Here is a 22,832-nt window from a genome sequence, read left to right as displayed (position 1 = left end):
TCGTTTACTTGACGGCTTCGAGGTCTGCCTTGAATTGGTCAAGGATTTTCTTGCCGCTGTCGCCTGTCATCTCGATGAAGGCTTCTTCGACCGAAGCGGCCTTGTCTTTGAAGGGCTGACGCTCTTCTTCGGACAGGATGTTGATCTGCATGTCGGGCTTCGCCTTGGCGATGTTATCCAGCGACTTTTCCTGCAGGCCGGACTGGTATTCGAGGATGTATTCGAATGCCGCATCAGAGGCGTTCTGAACCACCTCTTTGTCCGCATCCGACAGGCCGTCATAGAAATCTTTGTTGGCCATCACAGCGGTGGTGAAGTTGTTGTGGCCGATGCAGGTGATGACCTCGGTCACCTCATACATCTTGGTGGATTCCAGATAGAAGCCGGGGTTCTCTTGGCCCTGGATGATGCCGGTCTGCATCGCGCCATAGACTTCGCCCCATGGCAGCGGTGTCGGGGTCGCGCCGAAGGCTTTGTAGCTTTCGACCAAGAGCGGGTTGGTCATGACGCGGAACTTGACCTCGTTGAGGTCTTCGGGCGTTTTGACCGGCTCTTGCGTGGTCATGCAAACGTCACCCTCGGGGAACATCTTGAGCAGTTCCAAGCCCTGCTCTGCATAAAGCTCGGGGAACATTTCGTTGATGGCCTTGGAGCTGCGGAAGAATTCGAACAGTTGCTCGTCGTCCTGCGGCAGCAGGTAGGGCACGAAGAAGACCTGCGCCTCGGGGATCAGCGCGCCGGTGAAGCCGGGGGACTGGTCCACGAACTGCAGGATGCCGGCCTGCGCCTGTTCCATCGTGTCGACGGATTCACCCAAGGTGCCATAGGGGAAAAGCTGCACTTCGTGGTCGGAGTTCGCCTCGACCTCTTCCTTGAATTTCTGAGCGTATTTACCCTGCACCTCGTCCAGTGCCTCTTCGAATGCATAGCGCCATGTGTCGGCGGAGGCCGCGCCTGCGACGCTTGTCACGGCTGCGAGGATACCCCCGGTGATAACGGTCTTGAAATTAGCCATCTGTCTCCCTTTCATTTATTGCCCGCGCAGCACAAAGGCCGCAGCGAAACTAATGTCCTGACTGCTAGATCATTTAAACCGATCCCAATCATGTCAATGTGAATATTGATCCATGACAATTTGGGCCGCTCTCACAGTCCTTCCGCCCTACCCCTGTTGCGTAATCTTGCATCGATCATGCGAATCCCACGGGCGAATTCGGGAAAGGATTGCCCCCCGATTGAGACCCGCAGCCCCGGGTGGCGGTCGGGCGGGCCGATGGCGAAACTGGCCCCGTTGGCCACGGCGACGCCGCTTTCGCGGATGGATTTGACCAGGTCGGCCTCTTCGTAGATGTCATGACAGGGCAGCCAGAGGTGCAGCCCGTTCGAACTGGTCCGCATGTCGAGGCCGCGAAACACATTGGCGGCGAAATCGGCGCGGTCGCGCAGGGCCAATTGCTGACGGTTGAGCAGGGTTTCGGCAGTGCCTTCCTCGATCCAGCGCCCGGCGATCTCGGTCATCATATTTGTGGCCATCCAACTGGTCACCATATGCCGGTTGGCCGCCGAGGCGCAGAGGTGATCCGGCACCACCAGATAGCCGACCCGCAGCCCCGGCAGCAGACATTTGGTGAGGCTGGTGAAATAGAGCACCCGTTCCGGGGCCATCGCCGCTATCGGCGGCGGCGGCGCGTCTTGCAGCGGCCCCCATGATTGGTTTTCGATGATCAGCAGGTCATGGCGTCTTGCCACCTCGATCACCGCGGCGCGGCGGCTTTCCGTCATGGTAAAGGCCAGCGGATTGGCCCCATTGGGGATCAGGTAGACAGCCTTCACCGGTTCTTTCGCGCAGATCCGCTCCAGCCCGTCGGGGCAGATGCCGCCCGCGTCGACGGTCACCCCTTGCAGGCGGATGCCCAGAAAACGGGCGAGGGGGCGCAGGGTATGATGGCCGATGTCTTCGCTGACGATCAGATCGCCCGGTTGCGCCGCCGTCATCATCGCCACGGTCATCGCGCTGGTGCTGCCGTTGGTGGGCACCACCGCCATCCCCTCCAGATCCAGCCCGCAGAGCGAGAGCCAGCGCCGCGCCGCGCTGCTGCTGTCCCCGGCGCGGAGGTCTTGGCGAAACCCGCCCATCATCGCGCGGGGCAGGGAACGGGCCATGGCGCGGAGCGTCTTTTGCATCGCCTCTTCATGGGCGTGATCCAGCACTGGTTTCAGGATCGACATATCCAGCAACCGCCCGGCGGCCTTGCGGCTGACGAAGGGCATGGAGATCTCATCGCTCGCCGCGCGCACGAAAGTGCCGCGCCCGACCTCTCCGACGATCTTGCCCGCCTCGACCAGCTTGTCATAGGCGCGGCTGACGGTCTGCACGCTGAGCGACAGGTCAAAGGCCATCTGGCGCTGTGTCGGCAGGCGGTCTCCGGGTTTGAGCACGCCGTTCTGTATTGCCGTTTCAATCGCCTGAACGAGTGAGCGATAGGCAGGACGGGTCAGGGATCCGGGGTCTGGGCGCCATTTTGTCATGATCTGGATGATCACCACAATCATGACAATTGACAAGTCCGGCATGCGCTCGCATGAAGCGGATATGAGCTTTGTCAAACTCGATAAGCGCGATATCGCGGTGCTGTCGATCCTCTCTCGCGAGGGGCGCATCGCCAAATCCGCGCTTGCCGACAAGGTCAACCTGAGCGCCACCGCCTGCGGCGAACGGCTGTCGCGGCTGGAGGCTGCGGGCATTATCACCGGCTATCAGGCCCATGTCGCCCTGCGCCGCATCGCCCCGCATGTCACTGTTTTTGTGCAGGCCGAATTGGGCAACCACCGGGCCGAGGCGTTTCAGCGTTTCGAGGCCGTGATCGCGCAGCATGATGAGATCGTGCAGTGCTGGGCCTTGGGCGGCGGCTTTGACTATCTGCTACAGGTCGTCACCCGCGACATCGACAGCTACCAACGTCTGATGGATGCGCTGTTGGACCAGCAGGCCGGGCTGAGCCGCTACTTTACCTATGTCGTCACCAAATCGGTCAAATCGGCACCGCTGCCGCTGTCGCTGCTGCTGCCCGAGGGCGAAAGCTAAGCCGCCGTAGTTTTTCCGGCGGGCCGGGGGCCGCGCCGCAAAACCTCCTGCGGATTGGCTGATATTCAGTCAAACCCGCGCCGCATCCTGTCTTACCTTCCGGGCAATTCATCCCAAGGAGGTGCCCGATGACCAAGATGATCCCAACCCCTGCCGATGGTCTGCCCGCGCTGTCGCGGGGCGCACTGGCCCGCCACTTTGCCTATGTCGATGGCGCATGGGTCGCGGGGGCGCGAAGCGATGATTTCACCGTGACCGACCCGGCCAGCGGCGCGGTGCTCGGTGCGGTGGCCAAGCTTAGCGCCGAGGACAGCCGCGGCGCGGTGGATGCCGCACATGCTGCCTTCCCCCATTGGTCGGGCCTGTTGCCGCAAGAGCGTGGCGCGATCCTGCGCCGCTGGCGCGACCTGATGCTGGAGAACCGCGAAGATCTGGCGCGGATCATGACCGCCGAACAGGGCAAACCCATCTCCGAGTCGCGCGGTGAGATCGACTATGCCGCCTCCTTCTTCGAGTTCTATTCCGAAGAGGCCCGCCGCCCCAACATCGAGGGCGTCACCTCGCATCTGCCCGACGCCGAGGTGGAAATCTGGCGCGAGCCGGTGGGCGTGGCCGCGCTCATCACGCCGTGGAACTTCCCCTCTGCCATGCTGACCCGCAAGGCGGGGGCGGCGCTGGCGGCGGGCTGCACCGTGGTGGCGCATCCTTCGGCAGAGACGCCGTTTTCGGCGCTGGCGCTGGCCGAATTGGGCGAACAGGCGGGGCTGCCCAAGGGGGTGTTCAACGTCGTCACCGGGGAGGCGCCCGAGATTGTGAAGCCGTGGATGGAAGACACCCGGGTGCGGGCCATCTCTTTCACCGGCTCTACCGAGATCGGCAAGCTGCTTTACCGTCAGGCATCGGATTCGGTGAAACGTCTGGTGCTCGAACTGGGCGGCCATGCGCCCTTCATCATGTTCGACGATGCCGATATGGACCGCGCCGTCGAAGAGGCGATCAAGGCCAAGTTCGCCACCTCCGGTCAGGACTGCCTCGGCGCGAACCGCTTTTTCATTGCCCGCGACAGCTATGCCACCTTCTGCGCGCGGTTCACCGCAGCAACGCAGGCGCTGACCGTGGGTATCGGTGCGGATGATCCCGACATCGGGCCGTTGATGAACGAAAAGGCCGTGGCCAAACAAGAAGAACACGTCAAAGATGCGCTTGACCGTGGGGCGCGGCTGCTTTGTGGTGGCAAGCGTCACGCGGCAGGGCCGTTGTTCTTTGAACCGACGGTGCTGGCGGATGTGCCTGCGGATGCGCTGATCATGCGCGAGGAAACCTTTGGCCCCGTGGCCGCCATCGCGGCCTTCGACAGCGAGGATGAGGCGATCCAGCGGGCCAATGACACGGAGTATGGGTTGGTGGCCTATGTCCACAGCCAAGACCCGCGCCGCATCTACCGCGCCAGCCGGGCGCTCTGTTTCGGCATGGTAGCGGTGAACCGCACCAAGGTGACCGGCGCGCCGATCCCCTTTGGCGGCACGAAACAATCGGGGATCGGACGCGAGGGATCGCGGCTGGGGCTCGAAGCCTTTACGGAAGTCAAATACGTCTGCCGTGACTGGGCCTAAGATTTGAAAGATACGGCGCAAAGGCGCGTCGGAAGAAAGGAAAGACCAATGCTGAAGAACGATATGCTCGAACAATGGGACCGTGAGAATTTTTTTCACCCCTCCACCCATCTGGCGCAGCACGCGCGCGGCGAAAGCCCGACCCGTGTGATCAAGACCGCCAAGGGCAGCCATATCACTGACCGCGACGGCAATGAATTGCTCGACGCTTTCGCGGGCCTCTACTGTGTGAACGTGGGCTATGGCCGCACCGAGATTGCCGAGGCGATTGCCGAACAGGCGCATGAACTGGCCTATTATCACTCCTACGTCGGCCATGGCACCGAGGCGAGCATCACCCTGTCCAAGATGATCCTCGACCGCGCGCCCGAAGGCATGAGCAAGGTCTATTTCGGCCTCGGCGGCTCGGACGCGAATGAGACCAACGTCAAGCTGATCTGGTATTACAACAACATCCTTGGCCGCCCCGAGAAGAAGAAGATCATTTCGCGTTGGCGTGGTTATCACGGCTCGGGCCTCGTCACCGGCTCGCTCACCGGGTTGGAGCTGTTCCACAAGAAATTCGACCTGCCGCTGGCGCAGGTGGTCCACACCGACGCGCCCTATTACTACCGCCGCCCCGATGCCAAGATGAGCGAAGCGGAGTTCACCGCCCATCTGGTGGGCGAGTTGGAAGCGCTGATCGAACGCGAAGGGGCCGACACCATCGCCGCCTTCATCGGGGAGCCGGTTCTGGGCACCGGGGGCATCGTGCCGCCGCCCGAGGGCTATTGGGCCGCCGTGCAAGAGGTGTTGAACAAGCATGACATCCTGCTGGTCGCGGATGAGGTCGTCACCGGCTTTGGCCGTCTGGGCTCGATGTTCGGCTCGGACCACTACGGGATGAAGCCTGATCTGATCACCATTGCCAAAGGGCTGACCTCGGCCTATGCGCCGCTGTCGGGCTCCATCGTGGGCGACAAAATGTGGAAGGTGTTGGAGCAGGGCACGGATGAGAACGGCCCCATCGGTCACGGCTGGACCTATTCGGCCCACCCCATCGGTGCGGCAGCGGGGATCGCGAACCTCAAGCTAATCGACGATCTGAAGCTGATCGAGAATGCCTCGGACGTGGGCGGCTATCTGAATGCGCAGATGAAGGAGGCCTTGGGCGACCACCCCAAGGTGGGCGACATCCGCGGCGAAGGGATGCTCTGCGCCGTGGAACTGGTCGAAGATCGCGATGGCCGCACGCCCTTCGATCCCGCACGCAAGGTGGTGCCGACCATCGTCGGCGATATGGTCAAGGCCGGTGTTATCGCCCGCGCCATGCCCCAAGGCGACATCATCGGTTTCGCGCCGCCCTTCTGCCTGACCCGCGAGGAAGCGGATAAGGTCGTGGGGGTCACCGCCGACGCGATCAAGGCGACCTTGGGCTAAGGCTTAAAGCTAGGAGACACTGGACCGGCCCGGCGGAAACGTCGGGCCGTTTGCATTGGAGGGAATCACACCCCGCGAGAGGTCGCACTCTGACCGATCAGGAATGAAGAAACCGTAAAGAGGGCCGTTTGTCGGGCTAAATCCCCCCGATAAGGAAACAGTGCCCCGGTTTGTCGCCTATTTACTAAGAATTCGCCAAAATTAGGCCACAGTTCCCAGAGAAATTGGAAGAAAGCAGCGGTCCGTCCAATTTGGGGCCCAAAGATTTTGATCTGTGGAGAGATGTAATGAGAATTCTGGCGGTGGATGACGATCCGATTATCCTCGAATTGCTTGGGCAATTTGTAGAGATCATCGGCGCGCATGACCTGACGACCGCCCCATCGGCTCTGCATGCGGTTGACATGTTGGGCGATCCCAACCTTGGGCCGATCGATTGCTTCATGCTCGATATTCAGATGCCGGGCATGGATGGGATCGAACTGGCGCAGCACATCCGCAATTCGGCGCGCCATGCCGATACGCCGATCCTGATGCTCACCGCGATGTCCGACAAGCGCTATATCGACGCGGCCTTTGCCGCCGGGGCAACCGACTATGTGACCAAGCCTTTCGAGATTGCCGAACTCAAAGCCCGCATCGGGCTGGTCGAAGGCATGGTGAAAGAGCGTCAGCAGCGGACCAAAAAGATCTTCGCCGCCAAGTCCATCGCCGATCAGGCGACGCATATGGAGCTGTTCGAGCCGGTCCCGATCTATGACGTGGACAATGTGATCGACTATACCGCGATGGAGAACTACGTCGCCCAACTGTCGCGCAGCGCGCTTTTCGGCTCCACCGCCTTTGCCTTCACCATCCGCGAGGTCGACGCTTTCCACGCGACGATGACCTCTTTCGAGTTCTATAGCCTTGTCTCCGATGTGGCCGAGATCTTGGCCGACACGCTCGTCGATCATCAGGTGCTGATGTCCTACGCGGGCAATGGCACCTTCGTTTGTGTCACCGAGAGCGGCTGGCGTCCGAATATGGGCGGTTTGATGGATGCGGTTAACTTTGAGTTGTCTCAAACCGAATTGTTCGACAATAATGGCGAGCGTGTTCACCCGCGTGTCAGCGCGGGAGAGGCCGTGCGGCTGATCTGGAAGAGCGGCAATTCCGTCATGGATGCGCTGGCACAGGCCCATGCGAGTGCAGAAGCCGCCAGTGAGGCGCATACCAGATCACTCAATGACTTTTGGCAGAATGATCAACAGGCATGACTAAAATGTTAGCGGAACTTCCCGGCATAGAGCGCATCAGGCAGCGCTTTGTCGAAATGCTGGACGAGCGTCAGACGCTGATCGCAACCCATGGGTTGGCCGCCTGGGACGGGACCACCGTTGACGAAATTAAAAGCAATCTGGCCAGCGCACAGGCTATTTTGCACCAGATCGCAGGCAGCGCCGGGTCGCTCGGCTTTGAAGAGCTGGGCCGTCTGGCGCGCAAATGCGAAACACAGATTGTCGAACATCTGGCCGGGCCGCGCGCCAACCACGCGGATTGCCCGATCGAGATCATCTCGGAACTGGATGGGTTCGTCGCCCATTGCCGGCAGGAAATCGACACCCACGCCTAAGGGCGCGGCGACCGGTGGGTCGATCCAAAACTTACTGACAATTTATCGCAAACCCGACCGGCAGGGCAGGCCAAAGGCAAGTTGGCTCAGCCTGCCTGCATTGCCGCCTTGACCTGATCCGCCAGCGAGATCGGATCGAAGGGTTTGCTGATCACGTCAGCCGCCCCCAGATCGCGCAGCTCTTCGATCTCATTGTGCTGGGCGCGGGCGGTCATGAAGATCGCGGGCACGTCGCGCAGGCTTTCCATCTCGCGCATCTTCTCAAGCGTCTGGCGACCGGTCATGCCGGGCATCATCATATCGAGCAGGATCACGTCGGGCGTGTAGGACTGAACTTGATTCAGCGCCGCTTCCCCGGTCTCGCATTGGACGACGTCGAAATCGCCGCTCAGCTCAAGCGCCATCAGCGCGATTTCACGAATATCGGCGTCATCCTCGACGTGCAGCAGTTTGATCATTCCATACTCTCTCTAGGAGGCTTCGCGCAGCAACGCAGCCGGTTCCTCTGCCGCTACCTGAGAATTTTTCTTCGGCAGGGTAAAGTAAAATGTCGTACCAAATCCCTCGCGGCTGTCAAAACCTATTTTGCCGCCGAGATTCTCGACGATGGCTTTGCAAACGCTAAGGCCCAGCCCGGTGCCGCCTTTGTCGGCCCTGTCGGAATTGGACAGATCGGCAAACCGCTGGAACACCTTGTGCTGCTCCGAAGCCGGAATGCCGGGGCCACGGTCCGCCACGGAGACGCGCAATTCGTCGTCATTCTCTTCGGCGCGAATGGTCACACGCTCCCCGGGTTTGGAGAATTTGGCGGCGTTCGACAGGAAGTTCGTCAGCACCTGAATGACCCGGTTCGGATCCGTGGTGACCTTGTTCAAGTCCTCCGTCCCCTCGACCTGAATGCGCACGCCATGGCGCTGTTCCAGTGAGGCATTGGCGGCGCTGGTCTCGTGCAGGAGTTCCGCGATGTCCACTTCCTCAAGATTGAATTCCAGCCGCCCGTTCGAGATTTTTTCAAGATCGAGGATGTCGTTGATGATCAGCACAAGCCGGTCGGCGTTGCGGTGAGAAATCTCAAGCAAGGCACGCGCCTTGCTGGGCAATTCGCCCGCCGCCCGCGACAAGAGCAGCCCCATGGAGCCCTTGATCGAGGTCAGAGGCGAGCGTAGCTCGTGACTGACCATCGAGATGAACTCCGACTTCATCCGCTCTTCGTCGATGATATCCGAAATATCATGCAGCATGATCAAGAACCGCCCCGCCGAGCCGCCGGTGGGCAGCAGCTTGATCGTAACTTGGAAATGGTTGCCGAACAGTTGCGTGTCGAACTGCGTCATTGCTTTGCCCGACTTTTTCAGCGCGCGGCAGGCGTCGATCAGGGCCGGGTTGTCGCTATCCTCGGTCAGGGTTTCGAGCGTTTTGCTACGATAGCTGTCCTTGCTCCAACCCGTGTGGCCCATCGCGACGCGGTTCATGTAGCTGAACCGCTCTGTCTCGGCGTCGACGATCCAGATATCGTCGCGCAACTCATAGAGCGTTTCCGCCGTGTCGCGTTCGGCCAGAAGTTCCTTGGCGTGGGTCACATCGGTACGGGCCGAGATCGACCCGGTCCAAGCGCCCTTTCTGTCGAAAAGTGGCATCACGGTGCACTGCGTCTGGATCACCCGGCCATCGGCGCAGCGCAGCGGGGTTTCGCCCTGCCACGTCTTGCCTGCCATCAAGGCGGCCCGGATCTCTGCGGCGAGTTCGCGAAACTCTTCTTGGTAAAGCATCGACACAGGCTGGCCGATCAATTGGTCGCGGGTGTAGCCCGTCAGTTCGATGAAACGGTCGTTGACCTGTTCCAGCATCCCGCCCGTATCCACGATGTTCACAATGGCATGGCTGTCAAATACTCTAAGCCTTTGTTCGATATCTGAATTATCGGCAGTAGTCTGTGAGTTCGGTTGCAATGCGGTCGCGGCAAAGGGCGTAAGCCCCGCCAGAATGATCGCACCGACGACGGGGATAACCTCCCCCATTTGGCCCGCGAAAAGTGCGGATGTTGCGGTGTACCAGCTGCCGGAAATGGCAGTGCCCAGAAGAAATGTGGCGGCGGTACGCTTGGTAAATGGCTTTGACGACACTTGGAATTCCTCGCCCCGAAGCGGACATGCTTCAAACTATAGCATGACTTGTGCGTTGTAATTTAATCAAAATGCCAGAGCATATTGGCAATAATATGGCATGTCGCACTTTAGCGTCACTTCGCCAAAATGCCACGGTTTATGATGCGCCGGTCAGGAAGCGCGCGCAGTTGTCCCTGTGATTGAGTTGACCACCGAGCTGATCCCGCTCCGTGATTTGACAAGGTTGATCCCCACGCGGGGGTCGGGTTCGCGGTTGTTGTCCGCGGAAAGGCTGATGATCTTGGCAGCAGGATGCAGGCGAATGATGTCTTCCAGCAAAGAGCGTGCGTCGCCGTCGGGCAGGGACCAATCAAGGATCACGACGTCGAGTTCGTCTTGGCCGATCAACTGTCGGGCTTGGGCGAGGTTGGTGACATTGGTCACCTCTGCCACGCTGTCCAACCCGGTGCGGATCACCTCGGCAAAGTCGATGTCGTCTTCGATATGCAGCACGCGCAGCTTGGTGTCCCGCTCCTCTGCTTCCGCGTCGGGGCTGGCGGGCGTTTGCGCGGTCTGCGCCTCGGCGATGGGGCAGGTGAACCAAAAGACGGTGACGCCGTTGGGGATGCTTTCGAAGCCGATGGTGCCGCCTTGGCGCTTGATGATCTGCCGCGTGATGTTCAGCCCCAGCCCGGTGCCGCCCTTGGCGCGGGTGTCAGAGCCGTCGGCCTGCGAGAAAGCCTGAAAGATGCGCGGCCGGAAGTTTTCCGGCACGCCGGGGCCGGTATTCTGGATAAAGACGATGGCCCGGTCCCCCAGCCGCTCGGCGCGGATTTGCACCTCGCTCTCGGCATCGGAGTATTTACAGGCGTTCGAGATCAGATTGGCCAGCACCTGCCGGGTGCGGCTTTCATCCACCCGAACCGTCAGCGGCTTGTCGGGCAGTTGCAGGCCCAAGGTGTTGTTATGGGTGATCGCAAAGGGCGACATTTCGTTGACCGAGTCGGCGATCACCTTGTTCAGATCGACATCGTGGAAGTCGAACTGCACCTCGCCGGATGAAATCTTTTCAAGGTCGAGAATGTCGTTCACGATATGCGACAGCCGGTCGGCATTGCTGCGCGCAATGTCGATCAGGCGGATATGCGCGGGGAGGAAGCGGCTGTCGTCCGAAGTGTCGATCAGCCCCAAAGCGCCCTTGATCGAGGTCAGCGGCGTGCGCAGCTCATGGCTGACGGTCGAGACGAATTCGCTCTTGATCTGCTCCAGCTTCTTTTGGTCGGTGATGTCGTTGATCTGCACGATAAAGACATAGCCGCGCGTGTTCTTGTCAAAGGTCCATGAGACGTTGAACAGGCCCCAGCGTTCATAGCCCAGCTTGTGGGTGATGCGGTATTCGGCCTGATAGTTCTGCGAACTGCGGGAATCGACCAGCCCGCGCACCTCACCGTAGAGCTTTTTCAGATCGCCCTCGGGCATGAGATCGCCCAGTTTGGTGTTCGACAAAAGCTCTTCTTCGCTATAGCCGCAGAGGGTGCAAAGCGCGCTGTTGACGCTGTTGAACACGCCGCCTTCGCCCAAGATCGCCATGCCCACCGGGGCCGCGGCCAGCACTTGGCGAAACCGCCGCTCGCTGGTTTCAAGCGCGTTGCGGGCGTGGACGATGTCGGTCACATCGGTCTGGGTGCCGACCATCCGCAGGGCGGTGCCGTTTTCGTCGCGTTCGGTCACCACCGCGTCCGAGCGCATCCAGCGCCATTCGCCGGTGCCGATTTTCAGCCGGTATTCGGTGACGGAACGTTGTTGCTGCCCCGAGATACAGGCCTGATCGGTCTGGGTCAGCAGGGGCAGGTCATCGGGGTGAACGCGTTTGAGGAATTCCCCCTGCGGGTCGGGCAGCCGCTCGAAATCCGCCATCCCCAGAATGCGCCGCCATGTGTCGGACACCTCGGATTTGCCGGTGCGCAGGTCGATGTCGAAAACCCCAATCTGCGCGCCTTCGAGGGCGAGGTCATAAAGTGCCTTGTTCCGCGCAAGCTCGTCCTGCACCGCCAGTTCCGAGGTCAGGTCACGCACGATCGCGGTCACCCGCCGGTCGCCCGTGTGGGTGGTCCAATTGTTGCGTTGCAGATCAAGCTTGAGGTCTTGGCCAAAGCAGGTCTTGCCCGCCGCGTTGACCTGTTCGTGGTCGTGATCCTCAACCAGATCGGTGACGAGGTCGCCGAACTCCATCCCCTTGAGCGCCTCATGCCCATAGCCAAAGCAGACCAACGCCGCTTGGTTGGCAAAGAGCACCCGGTCATCGCTGTCGAGCAAGAAGATGGGCGTGACCGCATTCTCGATAACGGCGCGGTTTTCCTCTTCATGGGCGTCGATCTGGCGTTCGCGCAGCACGGCAAGCTCGCTCAGCGCGGCGCTGCGCTGGCGCAGGCTGCGGAAGGCCACGAAGAACAGGATCGCCAGCAGGATGCCAGAGATCAGCAGGATTTCCGGCACCGCGCTATGGGTGGCGCGATCGAAGCTGGCGGTGCTGATATGGACAACGGTCCAAGGGCGGCCAAAGCGCTCGATGGTCTGGGTGATGCTGTGGTGGCCGGAGGCGACGCCTTCGGGCGTGCTGTCGAAGATCCGGCTTTCGGGGGCCGTGGTCAGCCCATCGTAGACTTGGATGTCATAGGACTCTCCCTGAGCCGGAGTCAGCCCCGACAGCAGGTTCGCCCCGACAAAGGGCGCATAGACCCAACCGATGAAACCGGCGGTCTCCTGCGCCGGGCTGTTCTCGGCGGCATAAACCGGGCGCAGCAGCAGGAAACCGGGCTGCCGCGTCTTGTCCTGCACCAGCAGGATGCGCGGCGTCAGCTTCGGCTCTCGCGTTTCGCGGGCCCGCAGGGCGGCGCGGCGGCGGTCTTCGTTAAAGCTGATATCAAGGCCCACAGCCTCGGCATTCGGGCCTTGGGGGTAGATGTACTGGATCACCATCTTCTCGGCATTGCCGGTGTCGGGGTGGATGCGGAAATCCTTGATCCCGAGGGCGGTGACCTTTTCGATGAATGCCTCTTCGGTGCCTCGGGCGACGGGGGCGACAAAGCCGATGCCGTTGATGCCGGGCAGAAAGCTGTCGATCTCAAGCGTGTCGACGTAATGCGCGAAGTCAGTTGCCGTCACCTCGTCCGAGGCATTCATGAAGGCGGCGATGCCATTGAGGCTTTGCAGATAGGTATGCATCCGCGCATCAAGGCTTTGCAGGCTTTCCTCGGCGATGCGGTCAAAGGCCCGTTCGGCGGCGGCATCATTGCTGCGATTGCCGTAAAGGAACACCCCAAAGGTGATGGCGAGACATCCGAGAAAGAGTATGAATTCGGGTCGCCGCACCAGTTCAAGCCTTTGTTTCTGGCCACCAATTGGCGGCAAAGTCTTTCCCCCGAAATGAACGTCGCGCATCGCGGGAGGAATATGTCCAATCCGGCCATATTCACTCATGGGTCGAAAAAATCAACAAACGGATTCGCCGCACATGCAAAGCGCGGTGAATGTGGCTTTGCGGCAAAAGCCGTAGAAGCGGGGGGCGATTTACGGCAGGGATTGTGACCCGTCGCCGCGCGCTCTACCAATGACGGGCCGGGGAGGCGGGACAGATTATCGGGAGAGAGCAGCATGAATGACGAGACCCAGCTAGAGGGCCGCTATGATTATATCATTGTAGGTGCGGGCACCGCGGGCTGTGTCTTGGCCAACCGTCTCAGCGCCGATCCGGCCAATCGGGTTCTGCTGCTCGAAGCCGGGGGGGATGACAATTATCACTGGGTGAAGGTGCCGGTGGGATATCTTTACTGTATCGGCAACCCGCGCACGGATTGGATGATGAAAACTGCGCCCGAGGCGGGGTTGAACGGGCGCTCGCTGGCCTATCCGCGGGGCAAGGTGCTGGGCGGCTGCTCTTCGGTGAACGGCATGATTTACATGCGCGGGCAGGCGGCGGACTATGACCACTGGCGGCAACTGGGCAATGCCGGGTGGAGCTGGGACGACGTGCTGCCCTATTTCCTGAAATCCGAGGATCACCATGGCGGGCGCAGCGAAATGCACCGCGCGGGGGGCGAGTGGAAGGTCAGCAAGCAGCGCCTGCGGTGGGATATTCTGGAGGCCGTGCAAGACGGCGCGCGGGAGTTCGGGATCGAGCCGCGGGCCGATTTCAACGATGGCGATAACGAAGGTTCGGGCTTTTTCGAGGTGAACCAGAAGGGCGGCGTGCGTTGGAACACGGCGCGCGGTTTCCTGCGCCCTGCGATGAAGCGGCCCAACCTGCGCGTGATCACCCATGCCCATACCGATGGGCTGGTCTTGGACGGCAAGCGCGTCAGCGGTGTGCGCTTCACCCATCAGGGCCGCGCGATGCGCGCCGAGGCCGAGGGCGAGGTGTTGCTGTCGGCAGGGGCGATCAATTCGCCCAAGATCCTTGAGCTTTCGGGGATCGGGCGGGGTGACCTTTTGAGCGGCATGGGGATCAACACGCTGCATGATCTGCCCGGCGTTGGGGAGAACCTTCAGGACCATTTGCAAATCCGCACTGTCTACAAGGTGCAGAACACCAAAACGCTCAACACGATGACCCATTCGATCTGGGGCAAGGGCCGGATGGGGTTGGAATACCTCCTGCGCCGCAGCGGTCCCTTGGCGATGGCGCCCAGCCAATTCGGCATGTTCACCAAATCCGACCCCGCGCTGGAAACGCCGGATCTGGAGTATCACGTGCAGCCGCTGTCGACCGACAAGCTGGGTGATCCGCTGCACCCTTTCCCGGCGATCACCGTCTCGGTCTGTAACCTGCGCCCCGAAAGCATCGGCTCTTGCCATCTCACCAGCTGCGACAGCGCGGTGCAGCCCGATATCCGGCTGAATTACCTTTCCGCAGAGAACGACAAGCGCGTGGCGGTCACGGCGATGAAACAGGCGCGGCACATCATGACAGCCAAGGCGCTGCACCCCTATGCGCCCGAGGAAATTCTGCCCGGCCCCGCCGTTCAGAGCGACGAAGACCTGCTCGACAAGGCGCGCGACATCGCCACGACGATTTTCCATCCCGTCGGCACCTGCAAGATGGGCAGCGATCCGATGGCGGTGGTCGATAGCGATCTGCGGGTGCATGGCTTGGGCGGCCTGCGGGTGGTTGACGCGTCGATCATGCCCAAGATCGTCTCGGGCAACACGGCGTCGCCGACGGTAATGATCGCCGAGAAGGCTGCCGATGCCATTCTGGCGGGGCGGTAGGCGATGCTGACCACGCGGCTGACCAAACGGCTGGGGATTGACCACCCGATTATCCAGGCGCCGATGGCCTTCGCCGCCGGCGGGCGGCTCGCCGCGGCGGTTTCGGGTGCGGGCGGTTTGGGGATGATCGGCGGCGCCTATGACGCAGGCGATTGGATCGCCGAGCAGATGGATATGGCGGGCAACCAATCGGTCGGCTGCGGTTTCATCACATGGAAGTTGCGTGAGCATCCGCAGGCGCTGGAACAAGCGCTCGACCGTGATCCGGCAGCGATCTTCCTTTCCTTCGGCGACCCGGCAGAGTTCATCCCTGCGATCCGCGCAGCGAAGGTGCCGTTGATCTGTCAGGTGCAAACCCTGCGCGATGCCGCCCATGCGATTGATCTGGGGGCCGAGATCATCGTGGCCCAAGGGGCCGAGGCCGGCGGCCACGGCGAGAAACGCGCGACCTTTACCCTTGTGCCCGAAGTCGCGGATCACATCGCCCGCCATGCGCCCGAGGTGCTGCTCTGCGCCGCAGGCGGCGTGGCGGATGGGCGCGGATTGGCGGCGGCGCTGATGCTGGGGGCCGACGGCGTGGTCGTTGGCTCGCGCTTCTGGGCCTCGGCAGAGGCGCTGGTGCATCCCGCGATGCTAAAGGCCGCGATCAAGGCCAGCGGCGACGACACGCTGCGCAGCACCGTGACCGACATCATGCGCGGCTATGATTGGCCCAAACGCTACACGGGCCGTGTTCTGCGCAACGATTTCACCGATCGCTGGCATGACGACCCCGACGGGCTGCGCGCCGCACTGGCGCAGGAGTTGCCGCGCTGGCAGGCAGCAGTGGCAGCGGGCGATGCGCGCACCGCCAACGCCTTTGTCGGAGAGGTGGCCGGGTTGATCGGCGCGGTCAGCCCCGCCGCTGATATCCTGCACGATATCGTCCGAGGGGCCGAAGCGGCCTTGGATCAGACCTTTACCCGGTGACGGGGCTGGGGGCGGGGAAAGGCGGCTCAACCGTGATCTTCGACCTCTTCGCGGCCCGGCACATGTTCGCGGGCGGGGGCGGTTTCCCAATTGTCGATCACCTCCATCGCCTCATCCGCGCTCTCGACAAAGCGGAACAGGTCGAGGTCTTCGGGCGAGATCGTGCCCGCATCGGCCAGCGCGTCCCAGTTGATAATCTTTTCCCAGAATGCGCGCCCGAACAGCAAGAAGGGCACCCGGTTCATGCGCCCGGTCTGGATCAGCGTCAGCGCCTCAAAGAGCTCGTCCATAGTGCCGAAACCACCGGGGAAGACGCAGATCGCGCGGGCACGCATCAGGAAATGCATCTTGCGGATCGCGAAATAGTGGAAGTTGAAGCAAAGCTCGGGCGTGACATATTCGTTGGGCGCCTGCTCGAACGGCAGCACGATGTTGAGCCCGATGGAATGGCCGCCCGCGTCCAGCGCGCCGCGGTTGCCCGCCTCCATCACACCCGGCCCGCCCCCCGTGACGATGACGTTCTCGGTGCCGCCGCTTTCCATCGACTTTTCGGTCATCAGCCGGGCAAAGGTGCGCGTCTCGTCGTAAAAGCGCGATAGATCGGCCAGCGTCTTGGTCCGGGCAGTGTGTTTCTCGGCCGGTTCGGGGATGCGCGCCCCGCCAAAGAGCACGATGGTCGATTGGATGCCATGGGCGTCCAGCAGCAGTTCGGGCTTGAGCAGTTCCAGTTGCAGACGCACCGGGCGCAACTCGTCGCGGCACATGAAGTCATCGTCGGTAAAGGCCAGACGATAGGCCGGCGCGCGGGTTTGCGGCGTGTCGGGGGCGTCTTGGGCCTTGGCACGGTCTACATTGGCGCGGCGCAGGGGGTGGCGGTGTTCGTCGGTCATCCTCGGGTCTTTCCTTGGTCTGGGGCTTGGCTCAGGTGGCGCGATGGCCGCTTAGGTCAAGATGCCCTGTTGTTCGGTGAATGACCACGCCCCTCATCGCCCGGCAATTGCACCCTTGGCAGTGCAAGGCTATAGCCCTCAAAAGGCCTTTTCATCATTCGGAGACTTGCCCCATGTCCAACGCCCAACTTGAAACCGCCATCGAAGCCGCTTGGGATACCCGCGATCAGATCACATCCGCCACCACCGGCGAAGTGCGCGACGCCATCGAAGAGACGCTGAACGCGCTCGACAGCGGCAAGCTGCGTGTGGCGGAAAAGCAGGACGACGGTCAGTGGCACGTCAATCAGTGGGCCAAGAAGGCCGTGCTGCTGGGCTTCCGCATCAAGGACATGGAGCACCAGGAAGGCGGCCCGCAGGGCGCCGGCTGGTGGGACAAGGTCGACAGCAAGTTCAAGGGTTGGAGCGATGCCGAGTGGAAAGAGGCGGGCTTCCGCGCCGTGCCGAACTGCGTGGTGCGCCGTTCGGCCTATATCGCGCCGGGCGTGGTGCTGATGCCGTCTTTCGTGAACATCGGCGCCTATGTCGACTCTGGCACCATGGTCGACACATGGGCCACCGTCGGCTCCTGCGCCCAGATCGGCAAGAACGTGCACCTGTCGGGCGGCGTCGGCATCGGCGGCGTGCTTGAGCCGATGCAGGCCGGGCCGACCATCATCGAAGACAATTGCTTCATCGGCGCGCGCTCGGAAGTCGTCGAAGGCTGCATCGTGCGCGAAGGCTCGGTGCTGGGCATGGGCGTCTTCATCGGCCAGTCGACCAAGATCGTCGACCGTGAGACCGGTGAGATCATGTATGGCGAAGTGCCTGCAGGCTCTGTCGTTGTGGCGGGCACCATGCCGTCGAAGAACAACGTGAACCTTTACTGTGCCGTGATCGTAAAGCGGGTGGATGCCAAGACCCGCTCCAAAACCTCGATCAATGAGTTGCTGCGCGACTGATCGGAACCAAATGCCCCGTCATGGCGTTGAGACCTGAATTCAAAGGAGATTGACGACATGACGGGTATCGGTTGGTTTGCCGCAATCATCGTGGGCGGCCTTGCGGGCTGGATCGCGGAAAAGATCATGAAATCGGACATGGGTCTGATCATGAACATCATCCTCGGCATCGTGGGTGCCTTGGTCGCGAACTGGCTCTTGATGCTGATCGTCGGCAGCACGCTCGGCGGTTGGTTCGGTCAGTTGGTGGTGGGTGTCATCGGTGCCTGCCTGCTGATCTGGGTCACACGGTTGGTCCGCGGCAAGACCTAAGGGTAGGGGCGTGGCCCCTTTCCAAGTCTGAGCGAAAAGGTTAGGGCTGCCGAAAGCAATCGGCGGCCCTTATCATGTCTGAACCCAAGAAAACCAAGAAACCCTCGCGCCAGCAGGTCTTTACCCTTTTGGTTCAGATTGGCCGCAAGGAGGGTGATGGCCTGCCCGACAAGGCCACCGGTGCTGCGCTGATGTGTTTCGCCTCCGGCATTGATGAGGCCGAAGCTGTGCGCGAGACGGTGGCAATCCTCAAACAGGCCGATACCAACCCGCTGGACGTGACCGGCTATGGCACGCTGGAAGAGCGCGAAGCGGAAGGTCAGGAAATCGACGCCGAGGAGCGCGCCCTGATGCAGCGCGCGCTTGAGGAGAATTCGGTTATCGTCGCGCAAATGACCCCCTTTTACGACTGACCCGCGCCCCACACGGGGAATTGCAATGCGCCCCCTTGGCATCGGCGCGATTTGCCCACACAAGTTACCGGACAAGCGATAACCCCTGAAAAGGAGCCGATATGTCCGGTCTCGACCCTGTTGATCTCACCGCGAAACTGGTGCGCTGCGCCTCTGTCACCCCTGCGAACGACGGGGCGTTGGAAGTGCTCGAAGAGGTGTTGGACGCGGCGGGTTTCGACTGTACGCGCGTCGACCGGGGCGGCATCTGCAACCTTTTTGCCCGCTGGGGCAACAAGGGCGACACCAAGTCTTTCGGCTTCAACGGCCATACCGATGTCGTGCCCATCGGGGATGAGGCCGATTGGTCGATGCCCCCCTTCGGGGCCGAGATCAAAGACGGCATCATGTATGGCCGGGGCACCACGGATATGAAATCGGGCGTGGCGGCTTTCGTCGCGGCAGCGGTGGATTTCGCGAAGGACACACCGCCTGACGGCTCCATCGTACTGGCGATCACCGGGGATGAGGAGGGCGATGCCCTCGACGGCACCACGGCGCTGTTGGACTACATGGCCGAAAACGGCGAGCGGATGGATGTCTGCCTTGTGGGGGAGCCGACTTGCCCCGAGACCATGGGCGATATGATCAAGATCGGGCGGCGCGGCTCGATGAACGCGCATTTCAAGGTGACGGGCAAACAGGGCCATGCCGCCTATCCGCACCGCGCCAACAACCCGCTGCCCGCAATGGTGCGGCTGATGGATCGTCTGGCCAGCCATGAGTTGGATCAGGGCAGCGATCACTTCGACCCTTCGACGCTGGCCGTGGTCACTGTAGACACCGGCAATAAAGCGACCAACGTGATCCCGGCGCAATGCCGTGGCGCGGTCAACATCCGGTTTAACGACCACCATTCGGGCGCGAGCCTCAGCGACTGGCTGCGGGGCGAGGCGGACAAAATCGCCGAGGAGTTCGGTCTGCAAGTGGAGGTGGAGATCACCATCTCGGGCGAGAGTTTCATCACCCCGCCGGGCGCGCTGTCCGATCTGGTCGCGGGCGCGGTTGAGGCTGAGACGGGCGTGCAGCCAGAGCTTTCCACCACCGGCGGCACCTCGGACGCGCGTTTCGTGAAGGCGCATTGCCCGGTGGTGGAATTCGGTCTGGTGGGGCAGTCCATGCACCAAGTCGATGAGCATGTGCGGGTCGAACATATCGAACAGCTCAAATCCATCTACGCGCGCGTGCTGCGGAATTATTTCACGTGAAACCAACGCTCATCGTCATGGTGAAAGAGCCGCGCCCCGGCCGGGTGAAAACCCGTCTGGGCCGTGACATCGGCATGGTCGGCGCGGCGTGGTGGTTTCGCCATCAAACGCGCCGCCTGCTGCGTCGGATCGAAGACTCGCGTTGGCAGGTGGTGCTGGCCGTCGCGCCCGATGTCGAAGGGGTGCAAAGCCGGGTCTGGCCCGCGCATCTGCCGCGCTGGCCGCAGGGCGGGGGCAACCTCGGTGACCGTATGGCGCGGATGCTGCGCCACACGCCGGGGCCGGCCTGCGTGATCGGGGCGGATATCCCGGGCATCACCCGCAGGGAACTGTCACGGGCCTTCGATGCGCTTGGCAACCATGACGCGGTGTTTGGACCTGCGCCCGATGGCGGCTATTGGCTCGTGGGGCTGAAGCACCCCCGCCGCGCGCCGCCCAGCCTGTTTGACGGGGTGCGCTGGTCCGGCCCCCATGCGCTGGCCGACAGCCGCGCGACCTTGCCGGGCTACCGCATCGCCGAAGTCTCCACCCTGCGGGACGTGGACGAAATTCACGATTTGCCATGACGACAGGGGGGCTGCGTGCTACCTGCTGAGCTATGAGCAAGATACCCAGCAAATCCGAGATCCTCGACTGGATCGAACAGAACCCCACGCTGACCGCCAAGCGCGACATCGCCAAAGCCTTTGGCATCAAAGGCGCGGCGCGGATCGACCTGAAGCGCGTGCTGAAAGAGCTGGAGGCCGAGGGCCATCTGGAAAAGCGCAAGCGCAGCTATCAGGATCCCGACCGCCTGCCGCCGGTCTCGGTCTTGCTGGTCACGGGGCCGGACAGCGATGGCGATTTGTTTGCCAAGCCGATGGAGTGGCATGGCGAGGGCAAAGAACCCATCGTGCTGCTAATCCCGCGCGACAGCGACCCGGCGCTTGGCGAAGGCGACCGCATTCTGGCGCGGCTGACGCTGGTAAAAGGCGAAGATCATCACTATGAGGCGCGGCTCATTCGCCGCATCGGATCTAACCCGCGCAAGGTGCTGGGCATCTTCCGCAAGGCTGCCGAAGGCGGGCGGATCGTCCCGATCGACAAGGGCACGGATCGCGAATGGCGCGTCGGTGCCGACCATACACATGGCGCGAAAGACGGCGAGTTGGTCGAGGCCGAGCAGGCCGGGCCCAAGGCGCGCATGGGGTCGCCCCGCGCGCGCATCGTCGAGCGGCTGGGCGACCCGTCCGAGCCGCGGGCGGTCTCGCTCATCGCGATCCACCAGCACGGCATCCCCGACGATTTCCCGGACGACGTGATCGCGCAGGCCGATGCCGCCAAGCCGCAGGGGCTGAAGGGCCGCGAAGACCTGCGGGACCTGCCGCTCATCACCATCGACCCTTCGGATGCGCGCGACCATGACGACGCCTGCTATGCCCATGCCGACGACGACCCGAAGAACGAGGGCGGCCATGTGCTTTGGGTCGCCATCGCCGATGTCGCCGCCTATGTGACACCCGGCTCGCCACTGGACCGCGAGGCGCGCAAGCGCGGCAACTCGACCTATTTCCCCGACCGCGTGGTGCCGATGCTGCCGGATCGGCTTTCGGGGGACCTTTGCTCTCTGCACGAGGGCGTACCGCGTGCCTGTATCGCCGTGCGCATGGTGCTGGATACCAAGGGCAACAAGATCGGCCATACGTTCCACCGGGGTCTCATGCGCTCGCCCGCCTCGCTGCATTACGAGGAGGTGCAGGACGCCATCGACGGCAATCCGAACGACCGCACCGGCCCCCTGCTGGAGCCTGTGCTTCAGCCGCTTTACGCCGCCTATGGCGCGCTGAAACAGGCCCGGGCCGAGCGCCAGCCGCTGGAACTGGACCTACCGGAGCGCAAGATCGAGCTGGGCGCGGACGGCAAGGTGAAGTCGGTGAACTTCCGCGACCGGCTCGACGCGCATCGGCTGATCGAAGAGTTCATGGTCTTGGCCAATGTCGCCGCCGCCGAGACGCTGATCAAAAAGAAAACCCCGCTGCTGTTCCGCATCCACGAGGAACCCTCGCCAGAGAAGCTCGAATCCCTGCGCGAAACCGCGCAGGCGGCGGGCTTCACGCTGGCCAAGGGGCAGGTGCTGCAAACCGCGCATCTCAACCGGCTGCTGGATCAGGCGGCGGGGACCAACGACGCGGAGCTGATCAACCTCAGCACCCTGCGCTCGATGACGCAGGCCTATTACGGGCCAGCGCATATTGGGCACTTCGGCCTCGCGCTGCGCTCCTACGCGCATTTCACCTCGCCCATTCGCCGTTATGCCGACCTTATCGTGCACCGCGCGCTGATCACGGCGCATGGCTGGGGCAAGGATGGGCTGACACCCGAGGAAATCGAGGGGCTGGAGCAGACCGGCGCGCATATCTCCGACACCGAGCGCCGCTCGATGGTGGCCGAGCGTGACACGACCGACCGTTACCTCGCGGCTTTTCTGTCGGAGCGCGTGGGCAATGAGTTCACCGGGCGGATCAGTGGCATCGCGCGTTTTGGTGCCTTTGTGAAGCTTGACGAGACCGGCGCCGACGGTCTGGTGCCGATGCGCTCGCTCGGGCGCGAGTATTTCCACCACGACGCCGAGGCGCAGACACTGATGGGCTCGGACACCGGCATGACCATTGGCCTCGGACAGCGGGTCACCGTGCGGCTGGCCGAGGCGGTCCCCGTGACCGGGGGCATCGCGCTGGAACTGCTCGAGATCGAAGACCAAAAGGTCAAACAGGGCGGGGGTGGGGGCCGCCGCAGCCCGGCGGGCCGTAGCAAGCCGCGCGGCAAGGCCGTGAAGGCCAAGCGCAAGAAGGACAAGATCAAGCGCAAAGTGACCCGCACCCGTCGCTGAAGCGGCAAACCGGCGGAGCTTCGCGG

20 protein-coding genes are annotated in these 22,832 nt (G+C 62.3%); 14 read left to right on the top strand and 6 right to left on the bottom strand.

Annotation, left to right across the window (positions count from 1 at the left end):
- Positions 1-4: 4 nt before the first annotated feature.
- Both dctP and ACGYLC_RS01350 read right to left on the bottom strand, forming a co-directional pair.
- A complete protein-coding gene (dctP, locus tag ACGYLC_RS01355; protein WP_394421213.1) occupies positions 5-1,015 on the bottom strand; it encodes a TRAP transporter substrate-binding protein DctP in 1,011 nt (336 codons plus the stop codon).
- A 131-nt stretch (positions 1,016-1,146) separates the two neighbouring features.
- Complete coding sequence (locus tag ACGYLC_RS01350; protein WP_394421211.1) at positions 1,147-2,574, bottom strand: PLP-dependent aminotransferase family protein; 1,428 nt, start codon at positions 2,572-2,574, stop codon at positions 1,147-1,149.
- A gap of 19 nt (positions 2,575-2,593) precedes the next feature.
- On the opposite strand from ACGYLC_RS01350, the gene ACGYLC_RS01345 reads away from it, so the two are divergent.
- The 5 genes from ACGYLC_RS01345 (at position 2,594) to ACGYLC_RS01325 (ending at position 7,732) form a co-directional block, all read left to right on the top strand.
- Positions 2,594-3,085, top strand: a complete 492-nt coding sequence (locus ACGYLC_RS01345) for an Lrp/AsnC family transcriptional regulator (protein WP_067262584.1) — start codon at positions 2,594-2,596, stop codon at positions 3,083-3,085.
- Positions 3,086-3,213: 128 nt separating this feature from the next.
- Positions 3,214-4,698: an NAD-dependent succinate-semialdehyde dehydrogenase gene (locus ACGYLC_RS01340; RefSeq protein ID WP_394421208.1), complete on the top strand. Its 1,485-nt coding sequence runs from the start codon at positions 3,214-3,216 to the stop codon at positions 4,696-4,698.
- A gap of 48 nt (positions 4,699-4,746) precedes the next feature.
- Positions 4,747-6,117: an aspartate aminotransferase family protein gene (locus ACGYLC_RS01335; protein ID WP_394421206.1), complete on the top strand. Its 1,371-nt coding sequence runs from the start codon at positions 4,747-4,749 to the stop codon at positions 6,115-6,117.
- Positions 6,118-6,404: 287 nt separating this feature from the next.
- Positions 6,405-7,376, top strand: a complete 972-nt coding sequence (locus ACGYLC_RS01330; RefSeq protein WP_394421205.1) for a PleD family two-component system response regulator — start codon at positions 6,405-6,407, stop codon at positions 7,374-7,376.
- On the top strand, positions 7,373-7,732 hold the full coding sequence (locus ACGYLC_RS01325; protein ID WP_394421204.1) for an Hpt domain-containing protein: 360 nt from the start codon (positions 7,373-7,375) through the stop codon (positions 7,730-7,732). The genes ACGYLC_RS01330 and ACGYLC_RS01325 overlap by 4 nt, the downstream gene beginning before the upstream one ends.
- 86 nt (positions 7,733-7,818) lie before the next feature.
- Here the strand turns inward: ACGYLC_RS01325 and ACGYLC_RS01320 are convergent, their stop codons facing one another.
- The 3 genes from ACGYLC_RS01320 to ACGYLC_RS01310 form a co-directional block, all read right to left on the bottom strand.
- Positions 7,819-8,190, bottom strand: coding sequence for a response regulator (locus ACGYLC_RS01320; protein ID WP_067261066.1), 372 nt, complete (start codon positions 8,188-8,190; stop codon positions 7,819-7,821).
- Between the two features lie 12 nt (positions 8,191-8,202).
- A complete protein-coding gene (locus ACGYLC_RS01315) occupies positions 8,203-9,855 on the bottom strand; it encodes an ATP-binding protein (RefSeq protein WP_394421202.1) in 1,653 nt (550 codons plus the stop codon).
- 153 nt (positions 9,856-10,008) lie between these two features.
- The gene (locus ACGYLC_RS01310; protein WP_394421200.1) at positions 10,009-13,062 is read right to left on the bottom strand and encodes a CHASE domain-containing protein; all 3,054 of its coding nucleotides are present in this window, start codon (positions 13,060-13,062) and stop codon (positions 10,009-10,011) included.
- Between ACGYLC_RS01310 and ACGYLC_RS01305 the strand changes: the two genes are divergently transcribed.
- From ACGYLC_RS01305 to ACGYLC_RS01295, 3 genes are all read left to right on the top strand, one after another.
- Positions 13,057-13,425, top strand: a complete 369-nt coding sequence (locus ACGYLC_RS01305; protein ID WP_394398005.1) for a hypothetical protein — start codon at positions 13,057-13,059, stop codon at positions 13,423-13,425. The genes ACGYLC_RS01310 and ACGYLC_RS01305 overlap by 6 nt on opposite strands.
- Positions 13,426-13,491: 66 nt before the next feature.
- Positions 13,492-15,105, top strand: a complete 1,614-nt coding sequence (locus ACGYLC_RS01300) for a GMC family oxidoreductase (RefSeq protein ID WP_394421198.1) — start codon at positions 13,492-13,494, stop codon at positions 15,103-15,105.
- A 3-nt stretch (positions 15,106-15,108) separates the two neighbouring features.
- Positions 15,109-16,074 carry an NAD(P)H-dependent flavin oxidoreductase gene (locus ACGYLC_RS01295; protein ID WP_394421197.1) on the top strand — a complete coding sequence of 322 codons (966 nt, stop codon included), beginning with the start codon at positions 15,109-15,111 and terminating at the stop codon, positions 16,072-16,074.
- A gap of 26 nt (positions 16,075-16,100) precedes the next feature.
- Here ACGYLC_RS01295 and ACGYLC_RS01290 read toward each other — a convergent pair whose 3' ends face one another.
- A complete protein-coding gene (locus ACGYLC_RS01290) occupies positions 16,101-16,964 on the bottom strand; it encodes a TIGR00730 family Rossman fold protein (RefSeq protein WP_394421196.1) in 864 nt (287 codons plus the stop codon).
- A 173-nt stretch (positions 16,965-17,137) separates the two neighbouring features.
- Here ACGYLC_RS01290 and dapD point away from each other — a divergent pair, with 173 nt between their 5' ends.
- The 6 genes from dapD (at position 17,138) to rnr (ending at position 22,806) form a co-directional block, all read left to right on the top strand.
- Positions 17,138-17,965, top strand: a complete 828-nt coding sequence (gene dapD, locus ACGYLC_RS01285) for a 2,3,4,5-tetrahydropyridine-2,6-dicarboxylate N-succinyltransferase (RefSeq protein ID WP_394421194.1) — start codon at positions 17,138-17,140, stop codon at positions 17,963-17,965.
- A 57-nt stretch (positions 17,966-18,022) separates the two neighbouring features.
- Positions 18,023-18,277, top strand: a complete 255-nt coding sequence (locus tag ACGYLC_RS01280) for a GlsB/YeaQ/YmgE family stress response membrane protein (RefSeq protein ID WP_394397997.1) — start codon at positions 18,023-18,025, stop codon at positions 18,275-18,277.
- Between the two features lie 74 nt (positions 18,278-18,351).
- Positions 18,352-18,690, top strand: coding sequence for a hypothetical protein (locus ACGYLC_RS01275; RefSeq protein WP_394397995.1), 339 nt, complete (start codon positions 18,352-18,354; stop codon positions 18,688-18,690).
- Between the two features lie 101 nt (positions 18,691-18,791).
- Complete coding sequence (dapE, locus tag ACGYLC_RS01270) at positions 18,792-19,937, top strand: succinyl-diaminopimelate desuccinylase (protein ID WP_394397993.1); 1,146 nt, start codon at positions 18,792-18,794, stop codon at positions 19,935-19,937.
- The gene (locus tag ACGYLC_RS01265; protein ID WP_394421191.1) at positions 19,934-20,503 is read left to right on the top strand and encodes a TIGR04282 family arsenosugar biosynthesis glycosyltransferase; all 570 of its coding nucleotides are present in this window, start codon (positions 19,934-19,936) and stop codon (positions 20,501-20,503) included. Before dapE ends, ACGYLC_RS01265 begins: the two co-directional genes overlap by 4 nt.
- 32 nt (positions 20,504-20,535) lie before the next feature.
- Positions 20,536-22,806, top strand: coding sequence for a ribonuclease R (gene rnr / locus ACGYLC_RS01260; protein ID WP_394421189.1), 2,271 nt, complete (start codon positions 20,536-20,538; stop codon positions 22,804-22,806).
- Positions 22,807-22,832 lie beyond the last annotated feature (26 nt).

Source organism: Sulfitobacter sp. 1A12157, from assembly GCF_043557345.1.
GTDB lineage: Bacteria > Pseudomonadota > Alphaproteobacteria > Rhodobacterales > Rhodobacteraceae > Sulfitobacter.
Note: the sequence above shows the minus strand (reverse complement) of the source record. Positions and strands in the feature narration are given on the sequence as shown.

Excerpts from the sequence above, each read along its gene's own strand:
- dapE (WP_394397993.1), top strand. The coding sequence starts at position 18,792 with ATGTCCGGTCTCGACCCTGTTGATCTCACCGCGAAACTGGTGCGCTGC.
- ACGYLC_RS01350 (WP_394421211.1), bottom strand. The coding sequence starts at position 2,574 with ATGCCGGACTTGTCAATTGTCATGATTGTGGTGATCATCCAGATCATG.
- ACGYLC_RS01280 (WP_394397997.1), top strand. The coding sequence starts at position 18,023 with ATGACGGGTATCGGTTGGTTTGCCGCAATCATCGTGGGCGGCCTTGCG.
- ACGYLC_RS01305 (WP_394398005.1), top strand. The coding sequence starts at position 13,057 with ATGCATCCGCGCATCAAGGCTTTGCAGGCTTTCCTCGGCGATGCGGTC.
- ACGYLC_RS01295 (WP_394421197.1), top strand. The coding sequence starts at position 15,109 with ATGCTGACCACGCGGCTGACCAAACGGCTGGGGATTGACCACCCGATT.
- ACGYLC_RS01345 (WP_067262584.1), top strand. The coding sequence starts at position 2,594 with ATGAGCTTTGTCAAACTCGATAAGCGCGATATCGCGGTGCTGTCGATC.
- ACGYLC_RS01290 (WP_394421196.1), bottom strand. The coding sequence starts at position 16,964 with ATGACCGACGAACACCGCCACCCCCTGCGCCGCGCCAATGTAGACCGT.
- ACGYLC_RS01275 (WP_394397995.1), top strand. The coding sequence starts at position 18,352 with ATGTCTGAACCCAAGAAAACCAAGAAACCCTCGCGCCAGCAGGTCTTT.
- dapD (WP_394421194.1), top strand. The coding sequence starts at position 17,138 with ATGTCCAACGCCCAACTTGAAACCGCCATCGAAGCCGCTTGGGATACC.
- ACGYLC_RS01310 (WP_394421200.1), bottom strand. The coding sequence starts at position 13,062 with ATGCATACCTATCTGCAAAGCCTCAATGGCATCGCCGCCTTCATGAAT.
- ACGYLC_RS01320 (WP_067261066.1), bottom strand. The coding sequence starts at position 8,190 with ATGATCAAACTGCTGCACGTCGAGGATGACGCCGATATTCGTGAAATC.
- dctP (WP_394421213.1), bottom strand. The coding sequence starts at position 1,015 with ATGGCTAATTTCAAGACCGTTATCACCGGGGGTATCCTCGCAGCCGTG.
- ACGYLC_RS01340 (WP_394421208.1), top strand. The coding sequence starts at position 3,214 with ATGACCAAGATGATCCCAACCCCTGCCGATGGTCTGCCCGCGCTGTCG.
- ACGYLC_RS01300 (WP_394421198.1), top strand. The coding sequence starts at position 13,492 with ATGAATGACGAGACCCAGCTAGAGGGCCGCTATGATTATATCATTGTA.
- ACGYLC_RS01325 (WP_394421204.1), top strand. The coding sequence starts at position 7,373 with ATGACTAAAATGTTAGCGGAACTTCCCGGCATAGAGCGCATCAGGCAG.
- ACGYLC_RS01335 (WP_394421206.1), top strand. The coding sequence starts at position 4,747 with ATGCTGAAGAACGATATGCTCGAACAATGGGACCGTGAGAATTTTTTT.
- ACGYLC_RS01330 (WP_394421205.1), top strand. The coding sequence starts at position 6,405 with ATGAGAATTCTGGCGGTGGATGACGATCCGATTATCCTCGAATTGCTT.
- rnr (WP_394421189.1), top strand. The coding sequence starts at position 20,536 with ATGAGCAAGATACCCAGCAAATCCGAGATCCTCGACTGGATCGAACAG.